The organism is Pseudomonas frederiksbergensis (assembly GCF_001952935.1).
Classification (GTDB): domain Bacteria; phylum Pseudomonadota; class Gammaproteobacteria; order Pseudomonadales; family Pseudomonadaceae; genus Aquipseudomonas; species Aquipseudomonas frederiksbergensis.
Genome location: NZ_CP018319.1, coordinates 2918975 through 2945457, shown reverse-complemented (window position 1 = coordinate 2945457; position 26483 = coordinate 2918975). Strand labels below are relative to the sequence as shown.

The following is a 26483-nucleotide window of genomic DNA, read 5'->3' as shown; positions in this document are numbered from 1 at the left end:
GAATGCCTCTCGGGACGCTCCGCGTTCCTGCCTCACAACCGACGCGATGCCTGACATTGTTGTGACGCAGAGCGTCAGGGGCTGCATTCCCACGCAGAGCGTGGGAACGATCATTACGGGCGCGTCGCAATTTCCCACTCGCTCCGCGGCGCTGTCTGCTAGCGACATCGCATTACGGCGCCCACCCTAGTCATTCCCGCGCAAAGGAATGCACCCATGGGCCGAAGCCGCTACACCATCACTGAACCCGACAAACCGCACTTCCTCACCTGCACCCTCATGGAATGGCTCCCGCTGTTCATCCGACCGTACATCGTCGATCACCTGCTCAATTGCTGGCGCTATCAACAAACCCATCAAGATCTAAAGCTGTAGGGCTATGTCGTCCTGGAAAACCATCTGCACTTTGTTGCAGAAGCTCCAGACCTCAACAAATGCCTCAGCCAGTTCAAATCCTTCACCGCCCGACAAATCATCAACGACCTGCAAAGCAAAGGCGCCGATCGCGCATTGCAGCGCCTGCGTTTCAGCAAACGCGCGCATAAGCAGGACCGGGTTTATCAGCTGTGGCAGGAAGGTTCGCACGCAGAGATGGTGTACAGCGAAACGGTGATGCGTCAGAAGCTGGATTACATTCATTTCAACCCGGTTAAGCGTGGGTATGTGAATTTGCCGGAGCAGTGGCGTTACTCCAGTGCGAGGAACTATGCGGGGATGGAAGGCCTGATCGAGATTCAGCGCTGGTATTGAGGCGTACGGTCCTCCACCTGATCGTTCCCACGCTCCGCGTGGGAATGCAGCCCGTGACGCTCTGCGTCACAACGGTGTTCGGCATTACATCAGCGGTGAGGCAGGAACGCGGAGCGTCCCGAGAGGCATTCCCACGCAAAGCGTGGGAACGATCAACCGTGGCGTGCGCCTTGGTCTACATTAATCCGCTCAGACAATAATAATCAGGAGCGCACGCATGTCTTTACAAGGCAAAACCCTGTTCATCACCGGCGCGAGCCGCGGGATTGGTCGTGAGATCGCGCTGCGGGCTGCGCGGGATGGGGCCAACATTGTGATTGCCGCCAAAAGCGCCACCCCTCACCCCAAACTGCCCGGCACCATTTTCAGCGTGGCCGCGGAAGTCGAAGCCGCGGGCGGCAAGGCGCTGGCCTTGCAGGTGGATGTGCGCGATGAAGTCGCAGTGCGTGAGGCGCTGGCCAAGGCTGACGAGCATTTCGGCGGTATTGATGCGCTGATCAACAATGCCGGGGCGATCAAGTTGACCGGGGTTCAACACATCGAGCTCAAGCGCTTCGACCTGATGCACCAGATCAACACCCGCGCCGTCCTGCTGTGCAGCCAGGCCGCCCTGCCCTATCTGAAGAAAAGCAGCGGACACATCCTCAATCTTTCCCCGCCACTGAATCTGGCAAGCAAATGGTTCGCCCAGTACAGCCCCTACACGGTGACCAAATACGGCATGAGCATGCTGACATTGGGCATGAGCGAGGAATTCAAGAACTACGGCATCAGCGTAAATTCCCTGTGGCCGCAAACGATGATCGCCACTGCCGCCATCGAGTTTCAGCTCGGCTCACGTGAGTCGTTCAAGCATGCGCGCACGCCCGCGATCATGGCCGATGCCGCCCATGTGATTTTGAGCAGCAGCGGTCGCAGCATGACGGGGCGATTGCTGATTGATGAGGAGATTTTGCGGGAGCACGGGGTGACCGAATTCGATCATTACCGCTTTGAGCCCGGCACCAACGACAAGTTGATGCCAGACCTGTTTGTGGACTGAAATACTAACCATTGTGGGAGCGGGCTTGCTCGCGAAAGCGGTGTGTCAGGCGACATCAATGTTGACTGTACCGCCGTCTTCGCGAGCAAGCCCGCTCCCACAGGTTTAGAACTCGATGCGCACGTCGCCCTTCGGCACGCTGCAGCACGAAAGAATGAACCCTTCCGCTTCATCTTCCTCGGTGATCCCGCCGTTGTGGTCCATTTCGACCTCACCGCCCAGCTTCATCACCTTGCACGTCCCGCAGATCCCCATCCCGCAAGCCTTCGGAATCAACAGCCCCAATTTGGCAGCGGCGGCATGCACGGTTTCACCCGGCGCCACACGAATGCTTTTCCCGGACGCGGTGAATTCCACCTGGTGCAGGTCCGCCACGTCGATGTCCGGTGCGTCTGCGGCGATTTCGGCTTGCTCCACCGCATCGGCACGGGCTTCCGGTGGCGTAGCGCCGAACGACTCCTCGTGGTAACGCGACATGTCGAAGCCGACTGACTCGAGCATGCGCTTGACCGCATTCATATACGGCGTCGGGCCGCAGCAGAAAACTTCCCGCTCAAGGAAGTCCGGCGCCATCAGCTCAAGCATCTTGTGGTTCAGGTAACCGCGATAACCGGCCCACGGTTCGCCCAGACCATGCTTCTCGCAGATCAGGTGCAGGCTGAAGTTATCGATCCGCGACGCCATGTGTTCCAGCTCGCGATGGTAAATGATGTCTTTGGGCGAGCGGGCGCTATGGACGAAGACCATGTCGACGTTGCCGTTGGTGTCGTAGAACCAGCGCGCCATCGACATGACCGGTGTGATACCGACGCCACCGCTGAGGTACAGCACCTTCGGCGCAGTGAAATCCATGGCGTTGAACAGCCCGACCGGCCCGTGCACCGCCAGCTCCTGGCCTTCGTGCAGGGTGTCGTGCAGCCAGTTCGACACTTTGCCGCCCGGCACACGCTTGATGGTCACCGAAAAGCTGTACGGCACCGATGGCGAGCTGGAAATGGTGTAGGAGCGCATGATCGGCACGCCGTCAATTTCCAGCTCCAGGGTGACAAACTGCCCCGGCTTGAAGAAGAACAGGATTGGCTGGTCGGCCATAAAGCAGAAGGTGCGCACATCCCAGGTTTCCTGGATGACTTTGACGCAACGGACAATGTGTCGACCATTGGCCCAGGTCTGGGTGGTTACCGGGTTCAGGAAGCTGTTGGACATGCTGTTCTCCACGGCCGACTACCGGCCTTTATGTTGGCGATTCTGCGTATAGCGCAGCTCCTCCATTTACCTATCTGCGACATTCACATACTTATCGCGACCAGCCCCCAATTACCGGGGGTTGCGCGTCGGGAACAGATTTGGCCATGTCGCCCATGGATAAGGTTCTGGCGAGCGCCGGCCCCACACTCGCCCCATACCAAGACACAACCTTTACACCTTGCGTAGCAAACCTGATCAGCCACTTTCGCGGCCACGCAGATGGCCTTGAGGAAACACACGATGGACGTCACCACTACACTGAGCCTGGGCGATCCACTGGAACCCGCACGCAAGGCCACCGCGCAGATGCTGCAAGAGCGCGAACGCACGTTTTCGCTGCCGCAGCCGTTTTACTCTGACGAGCGGCTGTTTGATATCGACATGCAGGAAATCTTTCAGAAAGAGTGGTTGATCGCCGGCATGACCTGCGAAATCCCGACCAAGGGCAACTACCTGACCCTGCAAGTCGGCAAGAACCCGATCATCGTGATTCGCGGTGCCGACGGTGTGGTCCATGCATTCCACAACGTCTGCCGCCACCGTGGTTCGCGTCTGTGCACCAGTGAAAAAGGCAAGGTCGCCAAACTGGTCTGCCACTACCACCAGTGGACCTACGAGCTGGACGGTCGCCTGCTGTTCGCCGGCACCGAAATGGGCGCCGACTTCGACATGAAGCAGTACGGCCTCAAACCGGTAAACGTGAAGACTGCCGGCGGCTACATCTTCATCAGCCTGTCGGAAAACCCGCCGGCCATTGATGACTTCCTGTCGACGCTGAACCATTACATGGAACCGTACGACATGGAGAACACCAAGGTGGCGATCCAGACCACCTTGTTCGAAAAAGCCAACTGGAAGCTGGTGCTGGAAAACAACCGCGAGTGCTACCACTGCAACGCGTCGCACCCGGAACTGCTGAAAACCCTGCTGGAATGGGACGACGTCACCGACCCGCGTGCCGACCAGGCCTTCAAGGATCACGTCGCGGCCTCTGCCGCCGCCTGGGAAGCCGAGAAGATTCCTTACGCCCACGCCAGCTTCGGCCTGCGTAACCGCATCGTGCGCATGCCGCTGCTCAAGGGCACCGTGTCGATGACCCTGGACGGCAAACAAGGCTGCGCCAAACTCATGGGCCGGATCAAGAACCCGGACCTGGGCTCGATGCGCATCCTGCACCTGCCGCACTCCTGGAACCACTGCATGGGCGACCACATCATCGTGTTCACCGTGTGGCCGATCAGCGCGCAGGAAACCATGGTCACCACCAAGTGGATCGTCCACAAGGACGCGGTCGAAGGCGTGGACTACGACGTGGAGCGCATGCGCCAGGTCTGGGATGCAACCAACGACCAGGACCGTCGCCTGGCCGAAGAGAACCAGCGCGGAATCAACTCCACGGCTTACCAGCCAGGCCCTTACTCCAAGACCTATGAGTTTGGCGTGGTGAACTTTGTGGATTGGTACAGCGAGCGTTTGCTGAACAACCTGGGCGCGGAACCTGCGCCTTACCTCAAAGGCGTTCCGGTTCAAGGCTAACGTCAAAAGCTTCGCGAGCAAGCCCGCTCCCACTGGATCTATGACGCACTGAAGATCCCTTGTGGGAGCGGGCTTGCTCGCGAAAGCGCCCTCCCAGTCACTACATCCCTCTCCCGCGAAACCTTCTCCTCCTATAGAACTGTACGAAATATGATCTATTACGTTCAGGCCTATACGCCACGTGGTTCCCAGCCTTCCGCAAACAAGTTATCCACACCTCCACCCACAGCTATTGGGGACAAGTGTGAATTTCGTGGAAACTTTCTCCACAGAAACTGAATAAAATCCGTGACTTATCCAGAAGCAGGGTTTTGAACAGCGATTGGTTGTTTTTTAATCAGAAGCTTGAAAGGCACGTTATACGTGGCTTGCAGAAGATCGCGAACACCTTATCCACAGAAGCGCCAACAGACTTTGGGGGCAACTTGGGCGAATCTGTGGAAAACCGTTGAAAGCCGCGACAAATCGGGGTTTGCGCAAGGTTTACCAGCTTAAAACGATGATTTGATCGTTTTTCGATCAACCACCTGACAGGCCCGGTTTATATGGTCTGTAGAGGACAGCGAACATCTTATCCACAGATGCGCTAACAGAGATTGGGGGCAAGTATTGGCTCGCGCACAAACTTATCCTATGGAAAAAGCCTGAAAAAACCGCAAGTTAGGCTGGTTGTTTTTTGTACGAAGGCTTGCAGGGCCTGATTTGTATGGGGTGTAGCGATGGGCGAACACGTTATCCACAGAAGCGCTAACAGGGATTGTGGGTAACCACGATGAGGTCCTGTTGAAACAAGACCATTCCGTGTCGATCCAGAAGCCAGCTCATCGAAACATGTAGCTCATCAAGGCCGATACATCAGATAGGCCTCGCCCGTGACCCGAATCATCGGATGCGGCGTGATCTGGCAGGTATCGACGATACGAAAGCCATGTCGCTCGTAAAACCGACAGGCGCCGGTGTTCATGGCGTAGTCGATCAGGCTCAAGCCATTGAGCCCCAGCTGATTGGCACGGTCGTAGGCGTAGGCGAGGAATTGCTTGCCCAGGCCCTGGTTTCGCCAGCCTTCATGCAGCGCCAGGCTGGAAATATAGAGGGTGTCGGGGATTTCCAGCTTGGCGTACGGCGCCAGGACTGGATCGGTCACTGGAGGCGCCAGCGGGTCGTGACGCATCACGTAGCTGTGCATCATGCCGATGACAGCCCCATCCGCCTCGGCGATGAGGCAATTCTGATAAGAAAAATCGACGTCGTCACGGGCGTAACGACTGGCGCCCACGTCCAGTAGATCCTGACCGGGTTGCGCCAGTTGGCTCCAGATGTAATCCGCAGCACCTTCCGACGAAATCTGGAACAAGCGAGCAATCTCCCGCGCATCCGCGCGCAGGGCCGAACGAAATTCAACGGTCATTTTTTTTCCTTGTGGGAGCGGGCTTGCTCGCGAAAGGGGCCCGACATTCAACATTGATGTCGACTGAACCACCGCCTTCGCGAGCAAGCCCGCTCCCACATTAGATCTGTATTGGGTATTCGTTAGCGGACTACGCCTTCTTCGATCAGCAACTTGAGGATCGCCTCGGCACCGGCTTGCGCCGTCACGCCTTTAAGCACTTGCCCACCGCCACCGCTGGCCTTGGCCGTTGCGGCTTTCATCCGGTCCGCGCCGCTCTTGGCCTTGATCACCTTCAAGCGTTTAGGCCGAGGCTTGGCCGGTTGCAGGGTGGCGACCGCCAGCAGTTCATCGTCGATGACTTCGACTTCATCCGCCTGCAACACCCCGCGTCGGGCCGGGCCGTAGGCGCTCTGCCGAGGTTTCGGCGCCGCGTTATCCACAGTGGCGAGGAACGGCAGCCGTACTTTCAAGCGACGGCGCTGACCACGAGGCAAGGCTTGCAGCACCAGCGCCGAACCGCCATCAATGGATTCGACCTGCGCCAACCCCACCACCAGCGGCCAGCCCAGGCTTTCGGCCAGCAAGAACGGCAACATGCCCGAGCCTTCACCGGTTTCCGCCTGGCTGCCGGTCAGCACGACCTGCGCCCCAGCGTCACGCAAATACGCGGTCAATGCCGGCAGCGCATCGGCGCCCTCCGGTTGCTCCAGCACGTGCAGCTGTTCCAGGCCCATGCCCAAGTAAGCGCGCAACGCCGGTTCCGCGACGTCGCCGGCATGCAGCACTTGCAGGTTATCCCCAGCCAGTTGCAAGCCCAGCTCCACCGCCCGCGCATCTTGCTCCGCGCGACGTGGCCGGCCGGAAGTCGGGTGGGCGCCGATGGACACCAGGCTGATGATTTTCGTGCTCATAACCCTTTCCTTTCCTTAAGCCGCATCGCGCTTGGCTTCGTTGCGGTAAGCCGCTACCGCATCGATCAAGGCTTGAAGAATCTCGGCACTCTCGCCGATCACCGACAAGTCGGCCCGTTTGATCATGTCGCAACCAGGATCGAGGTTGATCGCCACCACCTTGTCGCAGGCACCGATGCCTTGCAGGTGCTGGATCGCCCCGGAAATCCCCACGGCCACGTAAACCCGAGCGGTGACCCAGGTGCCGGACGCACCGACCTGACGGTCGCGCGCCATGAAGCCATCGTCCACTGCCACGCGGGACGCGCCTTCGGTAGCACCCAACGCTTCGGCGGTCCTGTGGAAAAGTCCCCAGTCCTTGACCCCGTTGCCGCCGGAGAAGATGAACTCCGCTTCGGCCATCGGAATCGCCGCCGGGTCCACCGCCACCGCGCCCAAATCCTCGATGCGCGACAAGCTGCGCGCCACCGCTGTGGATAACTCCACCGGCAAGGCTTCGTGACGGGTTTCGCTGACCGGTTCTGCGCATTCGACGGCAGCCAGGATCAAGCGTGCCACCGGGCGCGCAAGGTCTTGCAAACCGGCCCCGGCACGGCCGATGCACTCCTGATCCTTGACCTGCCAGACCCGCGTGGCCGGGCGTTCGCCCAGTGCGGCGGCAAAGCGTCGACCCAATTCACCACCGCCGCTGCGGCTGTCCGGCAGCAGCCAGTGACGCGGGCTGAACTGGTTATCCACAGCCCGCAGGCCCTGGACCCGTTGTTCCGGTGCATAACCGCTGAATTCTTCGCCATCCAGCACCAGCAAGCGATCGACGCCAGCGGTGGCGAAGGCATTTTCCTTGTGCTCGCCGAAGACCACGGCCAACACCGCGCCGTCTTTGCCGGCCAACTGATGAGCCAGGCCGAGCAAGTCGCGGTCGTGGCTACTCAAGCGGCCACCGACCATATCCGGCACCACGCTGATGTAGAACGCCGGTTGCGGCACTTGATGCAGCGGCAATTGCACTTCAACCGCAGCCGAGCGTTTGGTCGCCCCGCCTTGTTGCGCGCCGCTGCGGTCGATCCGTTTGATCCCGTTGGGACCGATAAAACCGACCCCGTGAGGATTCTTGCGGATGACGCCGTTAGGCCCCATCCAGCTGTGTTGGGCCGGTTGCATGGCCGCGTGCAGCGGGTGCAGACGGTTGCGGGCGATCCATTCGGCGCGTGGGTCGCGGCGGATAATGTCGCTCATCAGTGGGCCTCCGCAGGTTCACGTTGGGCCGGTTTGGTCGGCTTGCTCGGGGCCGCGTCTTCGAGCAACGCGTCCGCCACCAGTTCGGCGATGTCCTTGATCAGCGGCCGAGGTTCGACCACGCCTTCGAGCATCGCGGTGCACTGTGGACAACCCACGGCCACCAGTTCGGCGCCGGTTTCGCGGATGTCTTCCATGCGCATGTCGGGGATCCGTTGCTTGCCCGGGATGTCGGTGATCGGCGCACCGCCACCGCCGCCGCAGCAGCGTGAGCGGAAACCGGAGCGTTGCATTTCCTTGATCTCGATCCCCAGGGCGCGCAGCACTTCACGCGGCGCCTCGTATTCGCCGTTGTAGCGACCGAGGTAGCACGGGTCGTGATAGGTCACGCTGCTGCCTTTGTGCTGGCCGAGGTTCAGGGCGCCAGCGCCGATGATTTCCGCCATGTAGGTGCTGTGGTGCTGCACGAGGTAGTTGCCGTCGAAGGCGCCGTACTCGTTTTTCAGCACGTGGAAACTGTGCGGGTCGCAGGTGACGATGCGATTGAAGCTGTACTTGGCCAGGGTCTGGATGTTGCGTTTGGCCAACTGCTGGAAGGTCGCTTCATCACCCAGACGTCGGGCGACGTCACCGCTGTCGCGCTCTTCGAGGCCCAGTACCGCGAAGTCGACCTTGGCCGCTTTCAGCACTTTGACGAAGGCGCGCAGGGTGCGTTGGTTGCGCATGTCGAAGGCTCCGTCGCCGACCCAGAACAGCACGTCGACCGATTTCTTCTCGCTCATCAGATTGAGGTTCAAGTCCGCCGCCCAGTTCATCCGTCCACCCGGGGCGAATCCGCCAGGGTTGTCGGTGGCGATCAGGTTTTCCAGGACTTCGGCGCCCTTGTTCGGGGTCGCGCCTTTTTCCAGGGTCAGGTGGCGGCGCATGTCGACGATGGCGTCGACGTGCTCGATCATCATCGGGCACTCCTCGACGCAGGCGCGGCAAGTGGTGCAGGACCACAAGGTTTCGGCGTCTACCAGACCGTTGACGATCGGTTGATGCGGATTGCCAGCGTGTTCGCCGATGGCCTTGCCCGGATACGGGCTGCCGGCGAATTTGGCGTCGGTGCCACCGGCCAGGCCAACGACCATGTCCTGAATCAGCTTTTTCGGGTTCAGCGGCTGGCCGGCAGCGAACGCCGGGCATGCGGCTTCGCACTTGCCGCACTGCACGCAGGCGTCGAAGCCGAGCAGTTGGTTCCAGGTGAAATCCTTGGGTTTTTCCACGCCCAGTGGCGCGGTTGGGTCGTTCAGGTCCAAAGGTTTCAAACCGGTGGATCGACCGCCGCCAAAACGTTCGGCGCGACGGTGCCAGGCCAGGTGCAAGGCACCGGCGAAGGCGTGCTTCATCGGCCCGCCCCAAGTCATGCCGAAGAACAGTTCGCTAACGCCCCACAGCACACCGACGCCGAGGATCGCAGCCACGACCCAGCCACCGAAGTTTTCCGGGAGGATGCCAGCGACCGGCAGGGTCAACAGGAAGAACGACGCCGAGAACGCCATCAGGCTTTTCGGCAGGCGCATCCATGGGCCTTTGGACAAGCGGGCTGGAGGATTGCGACGGCGCAGGAACATAAAGATCGCGCCGACAAACATCACCGCCGACATCAGCAGCAGTGCATAACCGAGGATGCGGTTATGCAGGCCAAAACCGTGAACCAGAATCGCCAGCACAATGGACGTCACCGCACCGCCAGCCGTCGCGACGTGAGTGTTGGCGATGTATTTGTCCCGCGCGACGACATGGTGCAAGTCGACCATATAGCGCTTGGGCATGGCGAACAGGCCGCCGATCAGGTCGACTTTCGAAGCCCGGCCTCGGCGCCACATAGCCACCCGCCGCAACGCGCCGAGGACGGCAAGGCCCAGGGCGGCGAACAACAGGATTGGAAGAAGGGTGTTCAACATGGTGGAGCTCCCAAAGACCTCGGGGTCTTGCACGGGTTCATGTGCGTGCCGGTGAAGGCCTGGCACCTACCTGTGGCGAGGGGGCTTGCCCCCGTTCGGCTGCGAAGCAGTCGTAAACCGGCCAACGCGCTTGTTCTGACAGACCACATTGACTGATTTTGGGGCCGCTTCGCAGCCCAACGGGGGCAAGCCCCCTCGCCACAGTGATGGTGGTGATGCCGTTAGAAATCCTTGCACAACCGCAGCGCGTCGTAGATCGCCGCGTGGGTGTTGCGCTGCGCCACGCAGTCGCCGATGCGGAACAGCAAGTAGCCGTCGCCCGCCTGGCTCAACGAAGGTTGTGGCTTGATCGCGAACAAGGCTTCGATGTCCATCTGGCCTTTGTTGCGCGAGCCTTCCTTCATGGCGTAGTAGATTTCTTCGTCCGGACGCACGCCGTTTTCAACGACGACCTGGTCCACCACCCGCTCCTCTTTGGCGCCGGTGTATTCGTTTTCCAGCACCGCCACCAGCTTGTCGCCTTCGCGGTAGACCTTCTCCAGCATCATGTCCCCGGTCATGATCACTTCTTTCGGGTACATGCTGCGGTAGTACGTCGGGAACGAGGTGCCGCCAATCGCCACACCCGGTTTGATGTCATCGGTGACGATCTCGACCTGGCTGCCCTTGTCGGCGAGGAAGTCCGCGGCCGACATCCCGGTGAACTCGCAGATGGTGTCGTAGACCAGCACGTTCTTGCCCGGTGCAACCTTGCCATCAAGGATGTCCCAGCTGCTGACCACCAGGCCTTCAGCCGCGCCCCAGTGCTCGTTCTGCTCCAGGAATGGATGACCGCCGACGGCGAGCACCACCACGTCCGGACGCAGGTCGAGAATAGTCGCCGCATCGGCGGCCACGCCCAGGCGCAGATCGACTTTCAAACGCGCCAGTTCCAGTTGGAACCAACGAGTGATACCGGCGATCTGGTCCCGTTGTGGAGCTTTCGACGCGGTAGTGATTTGCCCGCCGATGAATTCTTTCTTCTCGAACAGGGTCACGTCGTGGCCACGTTCGGCCGACACGCGAGCCGCTTCCATCCCGGCAGGACCGGCACCGACCACCACGACTTTGCGCTTCACACCGGTCGACTTCTCGATGATGTGTGGCACGCCCATGTATTCACGGGAGGTCGCGGCGTTCTGGATGCACAACACGTCCAGGCCTTGGTACTGACGGTCGATGCAGTAGTTGGCGCCGACGCATTGTTTGATCTGGTCGACCTGACCCATTTTGATCTTGGCGATCAGGTGCGGGTCGGCGATGTGGGCGCGGGTCATGCCGACCATGTCCACGTAGCCGCCTTCCAGAATCCGGGTCGCCTGGTTCGGGTCCTTGATGTTCTGCGCGTGCAGCACCGGGGCCTTCACCACTTCCTTGATACCGGCGGCCAAATGCAGGAATGGCTCCGGTGGATAACTCATGTTCGGAATAACGTTGGCCAGGGTGTTGTGGGTGTCGCAACCCGAACCCACCACGCCGATGAAGTCGATCATGCCGGTGTCGTCGTAGTACTTGGCGATCTGCTTCATGTCTTCGTGGGACAAGCCGTCCGGGTGGAATTCATCACCGCACAGACGAATGCCGACGCAGAAATCCGGACCGACTTCCTTGCGCACAGCCTTGATCACTTCCAGGCCGAAACGCATACGGTTCTCGAAGCTGCCGCCCCATTCGTCGGTACGCTTGTTGACTCGCGGACTCCAGAACTGGTCGATCATGTGCTGGTGCACGGCGGACAGCTCGACGCCATCCAGGCCACCGGCCTTGGCCCGCGCCGCGGCGCTGGCGTAGTTGCCGATCACCCGCCAGATTTCTTCCGGCTCGATGGTTTTGCAGGTCGCACGGTGTACCGGCTCACGGATGCCCGACGGCGACAGCAGGGTTGGCCAATGCTCACCGTCCCAACGCGAGCGACGGCCCATGTGGGTAATCTGGATCATGATCTTGGCGCCATGCTTGTGCATGGCATCGGCCAGGTTCTGGAAGTGCGGAATGATCCGGTCGTCGGCCAGGTTGACCGACTTCCACCAGCCTTGCGGGCTGTCGATGGCCACACTGGAGGAACCGCCGCAAATCGCCAGGCCGATCCCGCCCTTGGCTTTCTCTTCGTAATACTTGACGTACCGGTCGGTGGTCATGCCGCCGTCGGTGGCATAAACCTCGGCGTGCGCGGTGCTGAGCACGCGGTTACGGATGGTCAGTTTGCCGATCTGGATCGGCTGGAACATTGCTTCGAAAGCCATGGCGGGTTCCTCGACTTACAACGGCTTGACGGTGAACAGGCCGTCGTCGTGGCCTTCTTCGGAGCCACCGTAAACCTGTTCGGCAACGGTGCGGATTTTGCTGCCGCGGGCTTGCAGGATCTGGTCCATGGCACCGGCAAACCAACCGGTGAACATGTAGTCGACCTTGCGCCCGACCTTGCCGTACACATAGACAAATGCAGAGTGTTCGAGCTTGACGCTGGCGGTGCCTTTGTCGAGGTCGATGTCCTGGATCTTGAACAGGCCCCAGCCGCGCTGCGACAGACGCTTCATGTAATGCTCGAATACCGCAACGCCTTCCAGGCCGTGGCATTCAGCTTCTTTTTCACACCAGTGCCAGGCGGACTTGTAGCCGGCCTTGTAGAGGATTTCGGCGTAGGCGTCGGCGCCCAGCACTTCCTCGATGCCCATGTGGTTGTTAACGAAGAAGTGACGCGGTACGTACAGCATTGGCAGGGCGTCGGAGGTCCAGACACCGGTTTCGCTGTCGACTTCGATTGGCAATTGCGGGGCGATCTTGGCCATGGAAACTTAACTCCAGAAAAATTTTGGTGTTGCCCCCGGCTCGGACGGCCGGGGGAAAGGATTCAGAGGTGCTGTGGCTTACTCGCCCCAGACGTCCTTCAAGACGTTGACCCAGTTCTCGCCCATGATCTTGCGCACCACGCGCTCTGAATGGCCGCGCTTGAGCAGGGTTTCGGTCAGGTTCGGGAACTCGCCGACGGTGCGGATGCCCAGCGGGTTGATGATCTTGCCGAAGCTGGTCAGGCGGCGGGCGTAGCCCTTGTCATGGGTCAGGTATTCGAAGAAGTCCTGGCCATGGCCCTGGGTGAAGTCGGTGCCGATGCCGATGGCGTCTTCGCCGACGATGTTCATGGTGTATTCGATGGCCTCGGCGTAGTCGTCGATGGTCGAATCGATGCCCTTGGCCAGGAACGGCGCGAACATGGTCACGCCGACGAAACCGCCGTGATCGGCGATGAACTTCAGTTCTTCATCGGACTTGTTGCGCGGGTGGACTTTCAGGCCCGACGGCAGGCAATGGGAATAGCAGACCGGCTTCTTCGATTCGAGGATGACTTCTTCGGAGGTCTTCGAGCCGACGTGGGACAGGTCGCACATGACGCCGACGCGGTTCATCTCGGCGACGATTTCACGACCGAAACCCGACAGGCCGCCATCACGCTCGTAGCAACCGGTGCCAACCAGGTTCTGGGTGTTGTAGCACATCTGCACGATACCGACGCCCAGCTGCTTGAACACCTCGACATAGCCGATCTGGTCTTCAAAGGCGTGAGCATTCTGGAAGCCGAACAGGATGCCGGTCTTGCCTTGCTCTTTAGCCTTGCGGATATCGGCGGTGGTGCGCACTGGAATCACCAGGTCGCTGTTTTCGCGGATCAGCTTCTGGCTGGCGGCGATATTGTTGACGGTGGCCTGGAAGCCCTCCCACACCGACACGGTGCAGTTGGCCGCGGTCAGACCGCCCTTGCGCATGTCTTCGAACAGCTCACGGTTCCACTTGGCAATAATCAGACCGTCGATAACGATGCTGTCGGCGTGCAATTCGGCTGGGCTCATCAGGCTGTCCCCTATTAGCGATTCATGCGCCGAATCGTGTGCCGGCGCTTTGGGGCCAGCATATGCCTGAGGGAGGGGGCAGCCGGGTGCAAAAACGACAGGGGGTTTGCCGAAAGCGTCAATCCGCGACAAAGGGTCGTCGACAGACGACATGGGCCACCTGTTCAAGGGCCTGCGCATGAGCCAGAATTCGCGCCATTACTGGATGCTTCACTGGAAAAAGGGGCGGCGGCGCAATGAAATCGATCTTCCTGGCTTTGGCACTGATGGCGACCGGCGTACACGCGGCTGAAGAAGCCGACGACAACCCCTGCGACAAAGTCGAAAATGAGGTCCAGACCCTGGAATGCTCGGTCTACAGCAGAACCGCCGCCGAAGACCTGCTGAGCGAAAATTACAAAAGCCTGGCCGATCGCATGCAAATGCTCTACGAAAAGAACCCCGCGCAACTGACCGACATCACCGCCAAGCTCAAGGCGGCTCAACAGCAGTGGCTGAAGACCCGGGATGCAGATTGCGCGGTTGAGGCGTTTCCGGCGACCAGTGGTAGCAAGGCGTTCACCATTGCGCAGAATGATTGCGTGGCACGGATGAGTGACGAGCGGTCGGAGTTTTTGGAGTCGATTGGGCAGGAGTAAGTACAAACCCCTGCCAACCAGACCTGTAAGCTGAACATCTTCTGCCAGTAAAGGGATTCAAATGAAAATCTGCGGCATCGAAATCAAAGGCAGCGAAGCCATCATCGCCGTGGCCTCCCTCGACGATCAGGTCTTGAGCCATGTCGCCCTGACCACCAAGAAAATCGCCCTCGACGATGACGATGAAGCCGCGAACGTCAAAGTCTTTGCGGCTCAAGTGGCGTCGTTTGTGCGCGAGAACTCCATTGATCGGATCGCGATCAAGAAGCGCAGCAAGAAAGGCGAGTTTGCCGGTGGGCCGACCACGTTCAAGATCGAGGGTGTTTTCCAGTTGCTGGAGAATTGCGAGGTCACGTTGCTGTCGCCACAGACGATCAATGCGCAGAACAAGAAATTCGACTTTGAACTGCCGGATACGCTGAACAAGTACCAGCATGAGGCTTACAAGGCGGCGTGCTCGGTGCTGATGAAGAAGTAAGGCCCACAGCAGATCAAAACTGTGGGAGCGGGCTTGCTCGCGAAGGCGTTGTGTCAGCCAACATCAATGTTGAATGACTGACCGCTTTCGCGAGCAAGCCCGCTCCCACATTTCGTTTTGCGTTTGGCTCAAACCAGCTCTCGCCCATCCCCCAACCGTCGGCGGTCTTCGCGCGGGCACCGCTCAAACTTCGCCCGATAGCTGCGGGTGAAGTACGACGGCGATTCAAACCCGCAGGCGATACTCACTTCCAGCACGCTCATATCGGTCTGCCGCAACAACTGCCGCGCCTTCTCCAGCCGCAAGCGCAGGTAGAAATTGCTCGGTGTGTCGTTCAGGTGCAGGCGAAACAATCGCTCCAGTTGCCGTCGCGTCACCTTGATCGATTCCGCCAATTCCAGCGTACTCAGCGGCGGCTCGCTGTGCTGTTCCATCTCCCCAATCACGTGAACAAGTTTCTTGTTGCTGATGCCATACCGCGTGGCGACTTCCATGCGCTGGTGGTCTTTACGCGGGCGGATACGGCCGAGTACGAATTGTTCGCTGACCTGGATCGCCAGTTCCGGGCCGTGGGCTTGGGCGATAAGGTCGAGCATCAGATCAATCGATGCGGTGCCGCCGGCAGAGGTGATGCGTCGGCGGTCGATCTCGAACAACTCCTGGGTGACGCTGAGCTGAGGATAGGACTCCTTGAAGGCGTCGATGGCTTCCCAGTGCAGGGTCAGGCGATGGCCGTCGAGCAGGCCGGCTTCGGCGAGGATGAAACTGCCGGTGTCGATGGCGCCGAGGGTCACGCCTTCGTTATCCAGGCGGCGTAACCAGTGCTCCAGGGCCGGGGTGGTGAACTTCAGCGGTTCGAATCCGGCGATTACCAGCAAGGTTGCGCCTTTCTTCAGCGGTTCCAGCGCCGCATCGGCGTTGACCGACATGCCGTTGCTGGCCAATACCGCCCCGCCGTCCGCGCTGAGTACATGCCAGCGGTAGAGCTCGCCACGAAAACGATTGGCGACCCGCAACGGCTCGATGGCCGAGATAAATCCAATCGCCGAGAAACCCGGCATCAACAAGAAGTAGAAATCCTGGGACATGGAGCGCACTCGCTTAGCAGGTAAAAAGAGGCCAGGTAACGAGAGGCGGGTACCGTGTGGACGTTGATACGCCACTTGCACGCGGCATTCAAGAGCGCAGGTCGCCGCAGTGCAAGAGCTGGTCGCCGCAGTGCGTTTTCACAGGGCCTTAGCTGCGTAACTTGGCATCACCGGCACACAAAGATGCCGGAACCCACAATAACGTCTGCCGAGGAACCCGACATGAAACGACTGATCAGCAGCTGTGTTCTTGCACTCAGCGGTACCGCTTTCCTGAGCGCCAGCGTCATGGCGGCCGAACCTGCTTCATGCCAGAACGTGCGCATGGGCGTGGTGAACTGGACCGACGTGATCGCCACCAGTGCCATGACCCAAGTCCTGCTCGATGGCCTCGGCTACAACACCAAACAAACCAGCGCGTCCCAGCAAATCATCTTCGCCGGCATCCGCGACCAGCGCCTGGACTTGTTCCTCGGTTACTGGAACCCGCTGATGACCCAGACCATCACCCCGTTCGTCGATGCCAAGCAGGTCGAAGTGCTGGAAGCGCCGAGCCTCAAGGATGCTCGCGCCACCCTCGCCGTGCCGACTTACCTCGCCGACAAAGGCCTGAAAACCTTTGCCGACATCGCCAGATTCGAGAAAGAACTGGGCGGAAAAATCTACGGCATCGAGCCCGGCTCGGGCGCCAACACCCAGATCAAGGCGATGATCGCCAAGAACCAGTTTGGCCTCGGCAAGTTTCAGCTGGTCGAGTCCAGTGAGGCCGGCATGCTCGCGGCGGTGGATCGCGCCGTACGACGCAAAGAAGCCGTGGTGTTCTTCGGCTGGGCGCCGCACCCGATGAACGTCAACGTGCAAATGACTTACCTCACTGGCAGCGAAGACGCCCTCGGCCCGAACGAAGGCATGGCCACGGTCTGGACCGTCACCGCGCCGAAATACGCCGAACAATGCCCGAACATCGGTCGTTTGCTGAGCAACCTGACCTACACCGCCGAAGACGAGAGCCGGATGATGCAGCCGTTGCTGGATCACAAGGACGCTTTCGAGTCGGCCAAGCAATGGCTCAAGGATCACCCGCAAGACAAGCAACGCTGGCTCGAAGGCGTGACCACCTTCGATGGCAAGCCCGCCGCTGAAAACCTGAAACTGACCAGTAAATAAACCTGAAATGAACCACCGACTCGCAGCCCGACCGGGCTGCGAACGGAATCATCACGCCTGCAAGGAACCCGCCTCATGAACCACGACGTCATCATCACCTGCGCACTCACCGGTGCTGGCGACACGACCAGCAAGAGCCCACACGTGCCGGTCACCCCGAAACAAATCGCCGCAGCCGCCGTGGAAGCCGCCAAGGCTGGCGCCACGGTCGTTCACTGCCACGTTCGTAACCCCGAAACCGGAAAATTCAGCCGTGATGTCGCGCTGTATCGCGAAGTGATGGAGCGCATCCGCGAGGCGGACGTGGACATCATCGTCAACCTCACCGCCGGCATGGGCGGCGACCTGGAAATCGGTGCGGGCGAGAACCCGATGGAGTTCGGCCCGAACACCGACCTGGTCGGCCCGCTGACCCGTCTGGCCCACGTTGAAGCACTGCTGCCGGAAATCTGCACCCTCGACTGCGGCACCCTGAATTTCGGCGACGGCGACACCATTTACGTGTCCACCCCGGCCCAACTGCGTGCTGGCGCCAAACGCATTCAAGAGCTGGGCGTGAAAGCCGAGCTGGAAATTTTCGACACCGGTCACCTGTGGTTCGCCAAACAGTTGATCAAGGAAGGCCTGCTCGACGATCCGCTGTTCCAACTCTGCCTGGGCATTCCGTGGGGTGCGCCGGCTGATACCACCACCATGAAAGCCATGGTCGACAATTTGCCTGCCAATGCGGTCTGGGCCGGTTTCGGCATCGGTCGCATGCAGATGCCGATGGCGGCCCAAGCGGTGCTACTCGGCGGCAACGTGCGGGTCGGCCTGGAAGACAACATCTGGCTGGACAAGGGCGTCCTGGCGACCAACGGCCAACTGGTCGAACGCGCCTCGGAAATCCTCAGCCGCCTCGGCGCCCGCGTCCTGACCCCAGCCGAAGGCCGGGCAAAAATGGGCCTGACCAAGCGCGGCTGAGCCTTACACACTTTCCCCCTGTGGGAGTGAGCCTGCTCGCGATAGCGGTTTACCTGCCTCAATTGATGCATCGGATGTACCGACGCCATCGCGAGCAGGCTCGCTCCCACAGTTTTTTCCGAGCCAAACTCAGGAAGTGACCATGAGCTTTATCACTGAAATCAAAACCTTCGCCGCTCTGGGCAGCGGTGTCATCGGCAGCGGCTGGGTATCCCGCGCCCTCGCCCACGGCCTCGACGTGGTGGCCTGGGACCCGGCGCCCGGTGCTGAAGCCGCGCTGCGCAAACGCGTCGCCAATGCCTGGGGCGCGCTGGAGAAACAGGGCCTTGCGCCAGGCGCATCGCAGGATCGGTTGCGCTTTGTCGCCACTATCGAAGAATGCGTTCGCGATGCAGATTTCATCCAGGAAAGCGCCCCCGAGCGTCTGGACCTGAAACTGGAACTGCACGCCAAAATCAGCGCGGCGGCCAAGCCCAATGCCTTGATCGGTTCCAGTACTTCCGGCCTGTTGCCGAGCGAGTTCTACGAGAGCTCGACGCACCCGGAACGCTGCGTCGTCGGCCACCCGTTCAACCCGGTTTACCTGCTGCCGCTGGTGGAAGTGGTGGGCGGAAAAAACACCGCGCCGCAAGCGGTTCAAGCGGCCATGAAAGTCTATGAATCCTTGGGCATGCGTCCGCTGCACGTGCGCAAGGAAGTACCCGGTTTTATCGCTGACCGCTTGCTCGAAGCGCTCTGGCGTGAGGCGCTGCACCTGGTCAACGACGGTGTGGCGACCACCGGCGAAATCGATGATGCGATTCGCTTTGGCGCGGGGCTGCGCTGGTCGTTCATGGGCACGTTTTTGACGTACACCCTGGCGGGTGGCGATGCGGGCATGCGGCATTTCATGGCGCAATTCGGGCCGGCGTTGCAATTGCCGTGGACGTATCTGCCGGCGCCGGAGCTGACGGACAAATTGATTGATGATGTGGTGGATGGCACCAGCGATCAGTTGGGCACGCACAGCATTTCCGCGCTGGAGCGCTATCGTGATGATTGTTTGCTGGCGGTGCTGGAAGCGGTGAAGACCACCAAAGAGAAGCATGGGATGGCGTTCAGTGAGTAACCCTCCCCACTGATCGTTCCCACGCTCTGCGTGGGAATGCAGCCCGGGACGCTCCGCGTCCCAAAAGCGGACGCAGAGCGTCCATTGAGGCATTCCCACGCGGAGCCTGGGAACGATCAACCCCGATCATGCCTGGAGAGAATCATGTCCACCCTCACCACCTACCAAACCAAAATCATCCCCGACTGGGTCGACTACAACGGCCACCTGCGCGACGCCTTCTACCTGCTGATTTTCAGCTACGCCACCGATGCGCTGATGGATCGTCTGGGCATGGACAGCACCAACCGCGAAGCCAGCGGCAACTCGCTGTTCACCCTCGAACTGCACCTCAATTACCTGCACGAAGTGAAGCTCGACGCCGACGTCGAAGTGCACACCCAAATCATCGGCCACGACAGCAAACGCCTGCACCTCTATCACAGCCTGCATCGGGTGGGCGACGACAAGGAACTGGCGGGCAACGAACAAATGCTGCTGCACGTCGACCTTGCCGGCCCGCGATCCGCGCCGTTCAGCGAAGACACCTTGAGCAAGCTGCAAGCCATCGTCGCCGAGCAAACCGACCTTCCCGCCCCTGACTACATTGGCCGAGTGATCGCGTTACCCCCTAAAAAATAACAAGGAGATCGCCATTGAACACCGCCGCCGCTTTTGCCGACTTCCGCACCTACCCGTTGATCAGCGCGTTGACCGCCGTACACACCCTGGCGGACCGAATTCAAGTGAAGTGGGCCGATGATCGTGTCAGCCCGTTTCATCATCAGTGGTTGCGGGACAACTGCCCGTGCCCGCTGTGCGTCTACACCGTAACCCGCGAGCAAGTGCTGGAAATCGTCGATGTCGCCGAAAACCTGAAGCCCTCGAATGTCAGCATTGATGCCGAAGGCTGTCTGCGTGTCGATTGGCAGGACGGCCATCTCAGCCGCTTCGATCCGGGCTGGCTACGGGCCCACGCCTACGACGACGAGTCCCGTGCCGAGCGCCGGGCCGCGAAGCCCAAAAGCCAGCTCTGGCACAGCAACCTGACGCTGCCGGTGTTCGACTACCCGGCGTTGATGAACGATAACGACGCCTTGCTGCAATGGTTGCTGGCGGTGCGCGATACCGGCCTGACTCAGGTCCGCGGTGTGCCCACCGAGCCGGGCTCGTTGAAGTTGATAGCGCAGCGGATTTCCTTCATCCGCGAGAGCAATTTTGGCGTGCTGTTCAATGTGCAATCCAAGGCCGATGCCGACAGCAATGCCTACACCGCTTTCAACCTGCCGCTGCACAGCGACCTGCCAACCCGGGAGTTACAACCGGGGCTGCAATTTCTGCATTGCCTGGTGAATGACGCCGAGGGTGGCGAGAGTATTTTCGTCGACGGTTTTGCCATCGCCGAAGCCTTGCGCGATGAAGATCCCGAGGCGTTCAAAAGCCTTTGCGAAATCCCGGTGGAGTTCCGCAATAAAGACCGCCACAGCGACTACCGCCGTCTCGCGCCGATCATCGCACTGGATGCCTTTGGGCAGGTTTCGGAAATTCGCATGGCGAATTTTCTGCGCGGTCCGTTCGATGCGTCGGTCGAGCAGATGCCCGCGCTCTATCACGCCTACCGCCGCTTTATTGCGATGACCCGGGAAGCGCGATTCCGCGTGATGACGCGGTTAAACCCAGGCGAAATGTGGTGTTTCGACAACCGCCGCACCCTCCACGCCCGCAACGCCTTCGACCCTGCTACTGGCGCCCGGCATTTTCAGGGTTGTTATGTGGATCGGGATGAGTTGTTGTCGCGGATTTTGGTGCTGCAACGCTAGACCGCGTCATCGTTCATCGCGGGCAAGCCCGCTCCCACAGTTGAACGGGTTCTAACAGGAGAATGCGGGCGAATGTGGGAGTGAGCCTGCTCGCGATGGCATCAGCCCAGACACCACATCCCTTCCTGATTCACAGGCAAAAAAAACCCCGATCAAGCCGTGACAGGATCGGGGCAGAGGTGGGTACTGTTGAGGAGCCGTTTGCGCGAGGGTGACCAAACCTTCGTGAAGCCAGCTGATCCCAGTGTGCCCACTCCCAGCCATAGCAAGTTAGCCGAAAACGACCTGTTCATAGGTATTGCGGCCATTGCGACAAATCGTCCTTGCCGCCACTCCGTACCCCTATGAGAATCGAACCACGACACCGTTCCCTGAAGAAGGATTGCGTCATGATGCACGCCGATTTGATTGACCAGGAAGACCTGTTGGGCCAGCTGAAATCGTTGGGTTTTCAAGTACCGAGTGGCTCTACAGCTGCGCAAGCTTGTGAATGCGCAGTGCGAGGCTTGAACGATGAACGGGCGATGACGCTGCGGACCATGGTCAAGCAGATGTACACCAGCAGCGCGACCATCCTGCCGGCCGTGCGACAGGCCATCGACAAACAACTGCTGCCGGCGTTGGCGGAGTATCAGCAAAGCCGTAGCGCCTGATTTCCAGGGTGTGAACACTTTGTGGCGAGGGGGCTTGTCGGAACGCCGCATCGCCCCGTTCGGCTGCGCAGCAGTCGTAAAATCTTGGGGCCGCTGCGCGACCCAACGGGGCGATGCGGCGTTCCGGCAAGCCCCCTCGCCACAATAGCCCGCGCGGTTAGAGCCTTACGCTGGCGAAGGTCGACTCGTTACGCGCCTGGCTCAGCGCCGACAACGGCCCGGACAACGGCGACAGCACCAGTGCTTGCGGCAGCGGCATCATCGCCACTTGTTGCGTGGTGTTGGAACCCACGCGCTCGTCACGTGGCGGAATGCCGAAGTATTCGCGGTAGCACTTGGAGAAGTGCGGCGTAGACACGAAGCCACATACAGACGCCACTTCGATGATCGACATCGGCGTTTGCTTGAGCAACTGCCGAGCGCGGATCAGACGGAGCTTGAGGTAGTAACGCGACGGCGAGCAGTGCAGGTATTTCTGGAACAGCCGCTCCAGCTGACGACGCGACACGGCGACATACACCGCCAGTTCGTCGAGGTCGATCGGCTCTTCGAGGTTGGCCTCCATCAGCGCGACGATTTCCTGCAACTTCGGCTGGTTGGTGCCGAGCATGTGCTTGAGCGGCACACGCTGGTGATCCTGCTCGTTGCGGATACGTTCGTAGACAAACATCTCCGAAATCGCGGCGGACAGTTCACGGCCGTGATCGCGGCTGATCAGGTGCAGCATCATGTCCAGCGGCGCAGTACCGCCGGAGCTGGTGAAACGGTTACGGTCGAGGGTGAACAACCGGGTGCTCATGGCCACACGCGGAAACGCTTCCTGCATGGCGGCCAGGCATTCCCAGTGCACGCTGCAATCAAAGCCGTCCAGCAAGCCGGCGCAGGCCAGGGCCCAGCTACCGGTGCAGACTGCGCCCAGACGCTTGGACTGACGCGCCTGGCTTTGCAGCCACGACACGTGTTCACGGGTGACAGTGCGCTGGATGCCGATACCGCCACAGACAATGATGGTGTCCATGGGAGGCGCTTTGTGCATGGAGCAGTCGGGAGTGATCTGCAGACCGTCACTGGCCCAGACCTGGCCACCGTCGACGGTCAGTGTGGTCCAGCGATACAGCTCGCGGCCGGACAATTGGTTGGCCATGCGCAGGGGTTCTACTGCGGAAGCCAGAGAAATAAGCGTGAAATTGTCCAGCAGCAGAAAGCCGATGGATTGAGGCGCACGGTTCTGGGGTTGGGCCCCGGAGTTGAACGTCGTCATCGCGGTATCTCCTCACACAAAGCGGGTGATGGCCTCAGGCGGAGGCTCTTTTTATTGCCATCGTTCTCGCGTGGGAGACGGGCTTTGTAATGACAGAGCAATTGCCATGCCTAAAATTGAATGGCTGTTCAATAACTCCTGAAAACGACGTCGCACCGCGTCTATATAAGCCGCGTCGCGAGTAGAGGTTATAAGTGCCATTATCGGCGGGAGACGCTCTGCCCCGTTGGGCGTGAGCAAATCGGTAGCACTTGTGGGAACAGGGCTACAGCGACCTGGAGAAGAGTGTCACCGCAAGCACAGGTGACAGGCGGTAATGGCCAACTTGGATCCCGGATCTGGGGCAAGGGGCTTATCTGTAAGCGACGCGCCAAAACGTGGCGTGCTTTGAATCGGGTGCTCACTTTGTGCGCAGTTTTGACTGGTCTTCATGGGTAATTAGCTTTCTGTGGCGAGGGAGCTTGCTCCCGCTCGGCTGCGTAGCAGTCGTAAAGATTTTAGGGCCGCTTCGCGCCCCAGCGGGAGCAAGCTCCCTCGCCACAGATACTCATTCCACCAGAGAGTTAAAGGGTCTCAGCACTCAACCGCGCTAACCGCCAACCCACCGCGCGATGTCTCTTTGTATTTGTCATGCATGTCGGCACCGGTATCACGCATCGTGCGGATCACCCGATCCAGCGAGATAAAGTGCTGACCGTCGCCACGCAGCGCCATCTGCGCTGCGTTGATGGCCTTCACCGCGGCAATCGCATTGCGCTCGATGCACGGCACTTGCACCAGCCCGCCCACCGGATCGCAGGTCAGGCCGAGGTTGTGTTCCAGACCGATTTCCGCCGCGTTGCACAGCTGCTCCGGTGTCGCCCCCAGAATCTCCGCCAGCCCGGCTGCCGCCATGGCGCAGGCCGAACCGACTTCGCCCTGGCAACCGACTTCGGCACCGGAAATCGAAGCGTTCTTCTTGCACAGAATCCCGACCGCCGCCGCACTGAGGAAATAGTCGACTACGTTGGCCTCGGTCACCACTTCGCTGAACTTCATAAAGTAGTGCAGCACCGCCGGAATGATCCCCGCCGCGCCATTGGTCGGCGCCGTGACCATGCGCCCGCCGGCAGCGTTTTCCTCGTTGACGGCCAAGGCGAACAAATTCACCCACTCCATGGCACTCAAGGTCGAGCCGATCACATTGGGCTTGTTCAACTCTTGCAGGCTGCGGTGCAACTTGGCCGCGCGACGACGCACATTCAGGCCACCGGGCAAGATGCCTTCGTGCTTGAGGCCTTGTTCGACGCAATCTTGCATGGCGCGCCAGAGTGTCATCAGGCCGGCGCGAATTTCTTCCTCGCTGCGCCAGACTTTCTCGTTGGCCAGCATCAACTCTGCAACGCGCAGGTTGTGCTGCTTGCAGAGACTGAGCAGCTCGACGGCACTGGAGAAGTCGTACGGCAACACGGTGCGATCCAGATCGACCACGCCGCTGGAAGCCTGCGCCTCATCGACGACAAAACCGCCGCCGATGGAATAGTAGGTGTCGCGATGCAGTTCGCCGTCATCCCCTTCGACGATCAGCGTCATGGCGTTAGGGTGGAACGGCAGGTTCTCGTCGATCAGGCGCATGTCGCGAGCCCAGATGAACGGCACCGGCAAACGACTGTCGAGCAACAGCGTTTGGGTTTCGCGCAGGGTTTCGATGCGAATGCCGATTTGCGACGGATCGATCGCGTCCGGCCATTCGCCCATCAGGCCCATGATCACCGCGTTGTCGCTGCCGTGGCCGATGCCGGTGGCCGACAACGAACCATAAAGCTGAACTTCGACGCGCCGTACTTGTTCCAAAAGACCTTGCTCACGCAAACCTTGCACGAACAACGCCGCGGCGCGCATTGGCCCCACGGTGTGCGAACTGGAAGGGCCGATGCCGATTTTGAACAGGTCGAAAACACTGATAGCCATTACTGCCGAACTCCTGGATGTGCCAACTCCAGACGCCAAAAGCGCCCAGTGACGGAGCTGCTACGCTCAAGCTGCAATCCGCCGAGATGGCCGCATCATCAGGCTTTTGTCATGTCGTTCGACGTCTCACACCGACGCACTCATGCCCACAAACGCCGCGAGGCGCGGACGCTACGTTTTCGCCGTTTTTTTGCAGATCAGAGAGGCAAAGTGGGCTGAAAAAAGCTGTAAACGACGTCACCGACACTGGATGCGACCATCCCTGTACTGGTTACGACGCACCCTGTAGGCGTCAGATTTTCACTGGTACATGATCGTATCGACTCGATTGCAAGGCGCCGTGGTAGAGATGTCTCCAAAACGCCATCCAACCGCAACCTATAAGTGCGGTGGTCCAGTCGGAACACTGCCAAAAAAAACACCAAGGAGTCGCCCTTTATGAAAGGTTCCCCGTCGTTGTTGTTGGCCGCCATGCTGAGTCTGCCGTTTCTGGCTCAAGCCGCAGAACCGGCCCAATGCAGCACCGTAAACTTCTCAGATGTCGGCTGGACTGACATTACCGTCACCACCGCCACTACCAGCGTCGTTCTCGAGGCCCTTGGCTACAAGACCAAAACCACGATGATTTCCGTTCCGGTGACCTACAAGTCCCTGGCCGATGGCAAGAACATGGACGTGTTCCTGGGTAACTGGATGCCGACCATGGAAAACGACATCAAGGCCTACCGCGATGCCGGTACCGTGGAGACAGTGCGCGCTAATCTGGAAAACGCAAAATACACACTCGCCGTCCCCGAAGAGTTGTATAACAAAGGTCTGAAAGATTTTGCCGATATCGCCAAGTTCAAGAAAGAACTCGACGGCAAGATCTACGGTATCGAACCAGGCAACGACGGTAACCGCCTGATCCAGAGCATGATCGACAAGAACGCCTTCGGCTTGAAAGACGCCGGCTTCAAGGTGGTCGAATCCAGCGAGGCAGGCATGCTCTCGCAAGTCGATCGCGCCCAGCGCCGCAACACCGCCGTGGTGTTCCTGGGCTGGGAACCACACCCGATGAACACGCGTTTCAAGATGAAGTACCTGACCGGCGGCGACGACTTTTTCGGCCCGAACTTCGGTCAGGCAACCATCTTCACCAACACCCGCAAGGGCTACGCACAGGAATGCAGCAACGTTGGACAGTTGCTGAAAAACCTGGTGTTCACCCTCGACATGGAAAGCACGCTGATGGGCAACGTCCTGGACGACAAAATGAAGCCTGACGCGGCCGCCAAGGCCTGGCTGAAAAAGAATCCACAGGTGCTCGATACCTGGCTCGCTGGCGTAACCACCATTGACGGTAAACCAGGCCTGGAGGCCGTGAAAACCAAGCTCGCGCAGCCTTGAATTAGGAAGCATCGCTTACGCCGGGCGAGTTCGCTCGCCCGGG

At 60.0% G+C, this 26483-nt stretch carries 22 protein-coding genes and 1 pseudogene; 12 read left to right on the top strand and 11 right to left on the bottom strand.

Annotated features, from left to right (window positions below):
- Positions 1 to 216: 216 nt before the first annotated feature.
- Positions 217 to 750: pseudogene (locus PFAS1_RS13625) on the top strand (REP-associated tyrosine transposase).
- A gap of 217 nt (positions 751 to 967) precedes the next feature.
- On the top strand, positions 968 to 1792 hold the full coding sequence (locus PFAS1_RS13620) for an SDR family oxidoreductase (RefSeq protein ID WP_076029489.1): 825 nt from the start codon (positions 968 to 970) through the stop codon (positions 1790 to 1792).
- 105 nt (positions 1793 to 1897) lie between these two features.
- On the opposite strand, the gene gbcB is transcribed toward PFAS1_RS13620, so the two are convergent.
- Positions 1898 to 2998: a glycine-betaine demethylase subunit GbcB gene (gene gbcB / locus PFAS1_RS13615; protein ID WP_074871501.1), complete on the bottom strand. Its 1101-nt coding sequence runs from the start codon at positions 2996 to 2998 to the stop codon at positions 1898 to 1900.
- A gap of 282 nt (positions 2999 to 3280) precedes the next feature.
- Here gbcB and gbcA point away from each other — a divergent pair, with 282 nt between their 5' ends.
- Positions 3281 to 4576: a glycine-betaine demethylase subunit GbcA gene (gene gbcA, locus PFAS1_RS13605; RefSeq protein WP_038981128.1), complete on the top strand. Its 1296-nt coding sequence runs from the start codon at positions 3281 to 3283 to the stop codon at positions 4574 to 4576.
- An 841-nt stretch (positions 4577 to 5417) separates the two neighbouring features.
- Here the strand turns inward: gbcA and PFAS1_RS13600 are convergent.
- The 7 genes from PFAS1_RS13600 to PFAS1_RS13570 all read right to left on the bottom strand — a co-directional run bounded on the left by PFAS1_RS13600 (position 5418) and on the right by PFAS1_RS13570 (position 13946).
- Positions 5418 to 5984 (bottom strand): GNAT family N-acetyltransferase, encoded by a 567-nt coding sequence (locus tag PFAS1_RS13600; RefSeq protein ID WP_076029488.1) that lies wholly within the window; start codon positions 5982 to 5984, stop codon positions 5418 to 5420.
- 122 nt (positions 5985 to 6106) lie between these two features.
- Positions 6107 to 6877, bottom strand: coding sequence for an electron transfer flavoprotein subunit beta (gene etfB, locus PFAS1_RS13595; RefSeq protein WP_030128552.1), 771 nt, complete (start codon positions 6875 to 6877; stop codon positions 6107 to 6109).
- A gap of 15 nt (positions 6878 to 6892) precedes the next feature.
- A complete protein-coding gene (gene etfA / locus PFAS1_RS13590) occupies positions 6893 to 8113 on the bottom strand; it encodes an electron transfer flavoprotein subunit alpha (protein WP_076029487.1) in 1221 nt (406 codons plus the stop codon).
- Positions 8113 to 10062, bottom strand: coding sequence for a dimethylglycine demethylation protein DgcB (dgcB, locus tag PFAS1_RS13585; RefSeq protein ID WP_076029486.1), 1950 nt, complete (start codon positions 10060 to 10062; stop codon positions 8113 to 8115). Before dgcB ends, etfA begins: the two co-directional genes overlap by 1 nt.
- A 221-nt stretch (positions 10063 to 10283) precedes the next feature.
- Positions 10284 to 12344, bottom strand: coding sequence for a dimethylglycine demethylation protein DgcA (dgcA, locus tag PFAS1_RS13580; RefSeq protein WP_076029485.1), 2061 nt, complete (start codon positions 12342 to 12344; stop codon positions 10284 to 10286).
- A 15-nt stretch (positions 12345 to 12359) separates the two neighbouring features.
- The gene (locus PFAS1_RS13575) at positions 12360 to 12890 is read right to left on the bottom strand and encodes a DUF5943 domain-containing protein (protein WP_008033249.1); all 531 of its coding nucleotides are present in this window, start codon (positions 12888 to 12890) and stop codon (positions 12360 to 12362) included.
- Positions 12891 to 12968: 78 nt separating this feature from the next.
- Positions 12969 to 13946 carry a dipeptidase gene (locus PFAS1_RS13570; protein ID WP_007907542.1) on the bottom strand — a complete coding sequence of 326 codons (978 nt, stop codon included), beginning with the start codon at positions 13944 to 13946 and terminating at the stop codon, positions 12969 to 12971.
- A 236-nt stretch (positions 13947 to 14182) separates the two neighbouring features.
- Between PFAS1_RS13570 and PFAS1_RS13560 the strand changes: the two genes are divergently transcribed.
- On the top strand, positions 14183 to 14584 hold the full coding sequence (locus tag PFAS1_RS13560; RefSeq protein ID WP_074871517.1) for a lysozyme inhibitor LprI family protein: 402 nt from the start codon (positions 14183 to 14185) through the stop codon (positions 14582 to 14584).
- A gap of 61 nt (positions 14585 to 14645) precedes the next feature.
- On the top strand, positions 14646 to 15062 hold the full coding sequence (locus PFAS1_RS13555; protein WP_076029484.1) for a DUF3010 family protein: 417 nt from the start codon (positions 14646 to 14648) through the stop codon (positions 15060 to 15062).
- Between the two features lie 128 nt (positions 15063 to 15190).
- Here PFAS1_RS13555 and PFAS1_RS13550 read toward each other — a convergent pair whose 3' ends face one another.
- Entirely contained in the window at positions 15191 to 16150 is a 960-nt protein-coding gene (locus tag PFAS1_RS13550; RefSeq protein ID WP_076029483.1) for a GlxA family transcriptional regulator, read from the bottom strand.
- A gap of 222 nt (positions 16151 to 16372) precedes the next feature.
- Here PFAS1_RS13550 and PFAS1_RS13545 point away from each other — a divergent pair, with 222 nt between their 5' ends.
- The 6 genes from PFAS1_RS13545 to PFAS1_RS13520 all read left to right on the top strand — a co-directional run bounded on the left by PFAS1_RS13545 (position 16373) and on the right by PFAS1_RS13520 (position 21840).
- The gene (locus tag PFAS1_RS13545; RefSeq protein ID WP_076029482.1) at positions 16373 to 17317 is read left to right on the top strand and encodes a choline ABC transporter substrate-binding protein; all 945 of its coding nucleotides are present in this window, start codon (positions 16373 to 16375) and stop codon (positions 17315 to 17317) included.
- 75 nt (positions 17318 to 17392) lie between these two features.
- Positions 17393 to 18280, top strand: a complete 888-nt coding sequence (gene cdhC, locus PFAS1_RS13540) for a 3-dehydrocarnitine:acetyl-CoA trimethylamine transferase CdhC (RefSeq protein WP_008151915.1) — start codon at positions 17393 to 17395, stop codon at positions 18278 to 18280.
- 142 nt (positions 18281 to 18422) lie between these two features.
- Positions 18423 to 19388, top strand: a complete 966-nt coding sequence (locus PFAS1_RS13535) for an L-carnitine dehydrogenase (RefSeq protein WP_076029481.1) — start codon at positions 18423 to 18425, stop codon at positions 19386 to 19388.
- A 144-nt stretch (positions 19389 to 19532) separates the two neighbouring features.
- Complete coding sequence (locus tag PFAS1_RS13530; RefSeq protein WP_076029480.1) at positions 19533 to 20009, top strand: thioesterase family protein; 477 nt, start codon at positions 19533 to 19535, stop codon at positions 20007 to 20009.
- A 14-nt stretch (positions 20010 to 20023) separates the two neighbouring features.
- Entirely contained in the window at positions 20024 to 21187 is a 1164-nt protein-coding gene (locus PFAS1_RS13525; RefSeq protein WP_076029479.1) for a gamma-butyrobetaine dioxygenase, read from the top strand.
- 389 nt (positions 21188 to 21576) lie between these two features.
- Positions 21577 to 21840, top strand: a complete 264-nt coding sequence (locus tag PFAS1_RS13520) for a hypothetical protein (RefSeq protein WP_074871527.1) — start codon at positions 21577 to 21579, stop codon at positions 21838 to 21840.
- Positions 21841 to 21997: 157 nt separating this feature from the next.
- Here the strand turns inward: PFAS1_RS13520 and gbdR are convergent, their stop codons facing one another.
- Positions 21998 to 23101 (bottom strand): choline metabolism transcriptional regulator GbdR, encoded by a 1104-nt coding sequence (gbdR, locus tag PFAS1_RS13515; protein WP_074871528.1) that lies wholly within the window; start codon positions 23099 to 23101, stop codon positions 21998 to 22000.
- Between the two features lie 573 nt (positions 23102 to 23674).
- On the bottom strand, positions 23675 to 25051 hold the full coding sequence (locus PFAS1_RS13505) for an L-serine ammonia-lyase (protein WP_076029478.1): 1377 nt from the start codon (positions 25049 to 25051) through the stop codon (positions 23675 to 23677).
- 438 nt (positions 25052 to 25489) lie between these two features.
- Between PFAS1_RS13505 and PFAS1_RS13500 the strand changes: the two genes are divergently transcribed.
- On the top strand, positions 25490 to 26440 hold the full coding sequence (locus tag PFAS1_RS13500; protein ID WP_076029477.1) for a choline ABC transporter substrate-binding protein: 951 nt from the start codon (positions 25490 to 25492) through the stop codon (positions 26438 to 26440).
- Positions 26441 to 26483 lie beyond the last annotated feature (43 nt).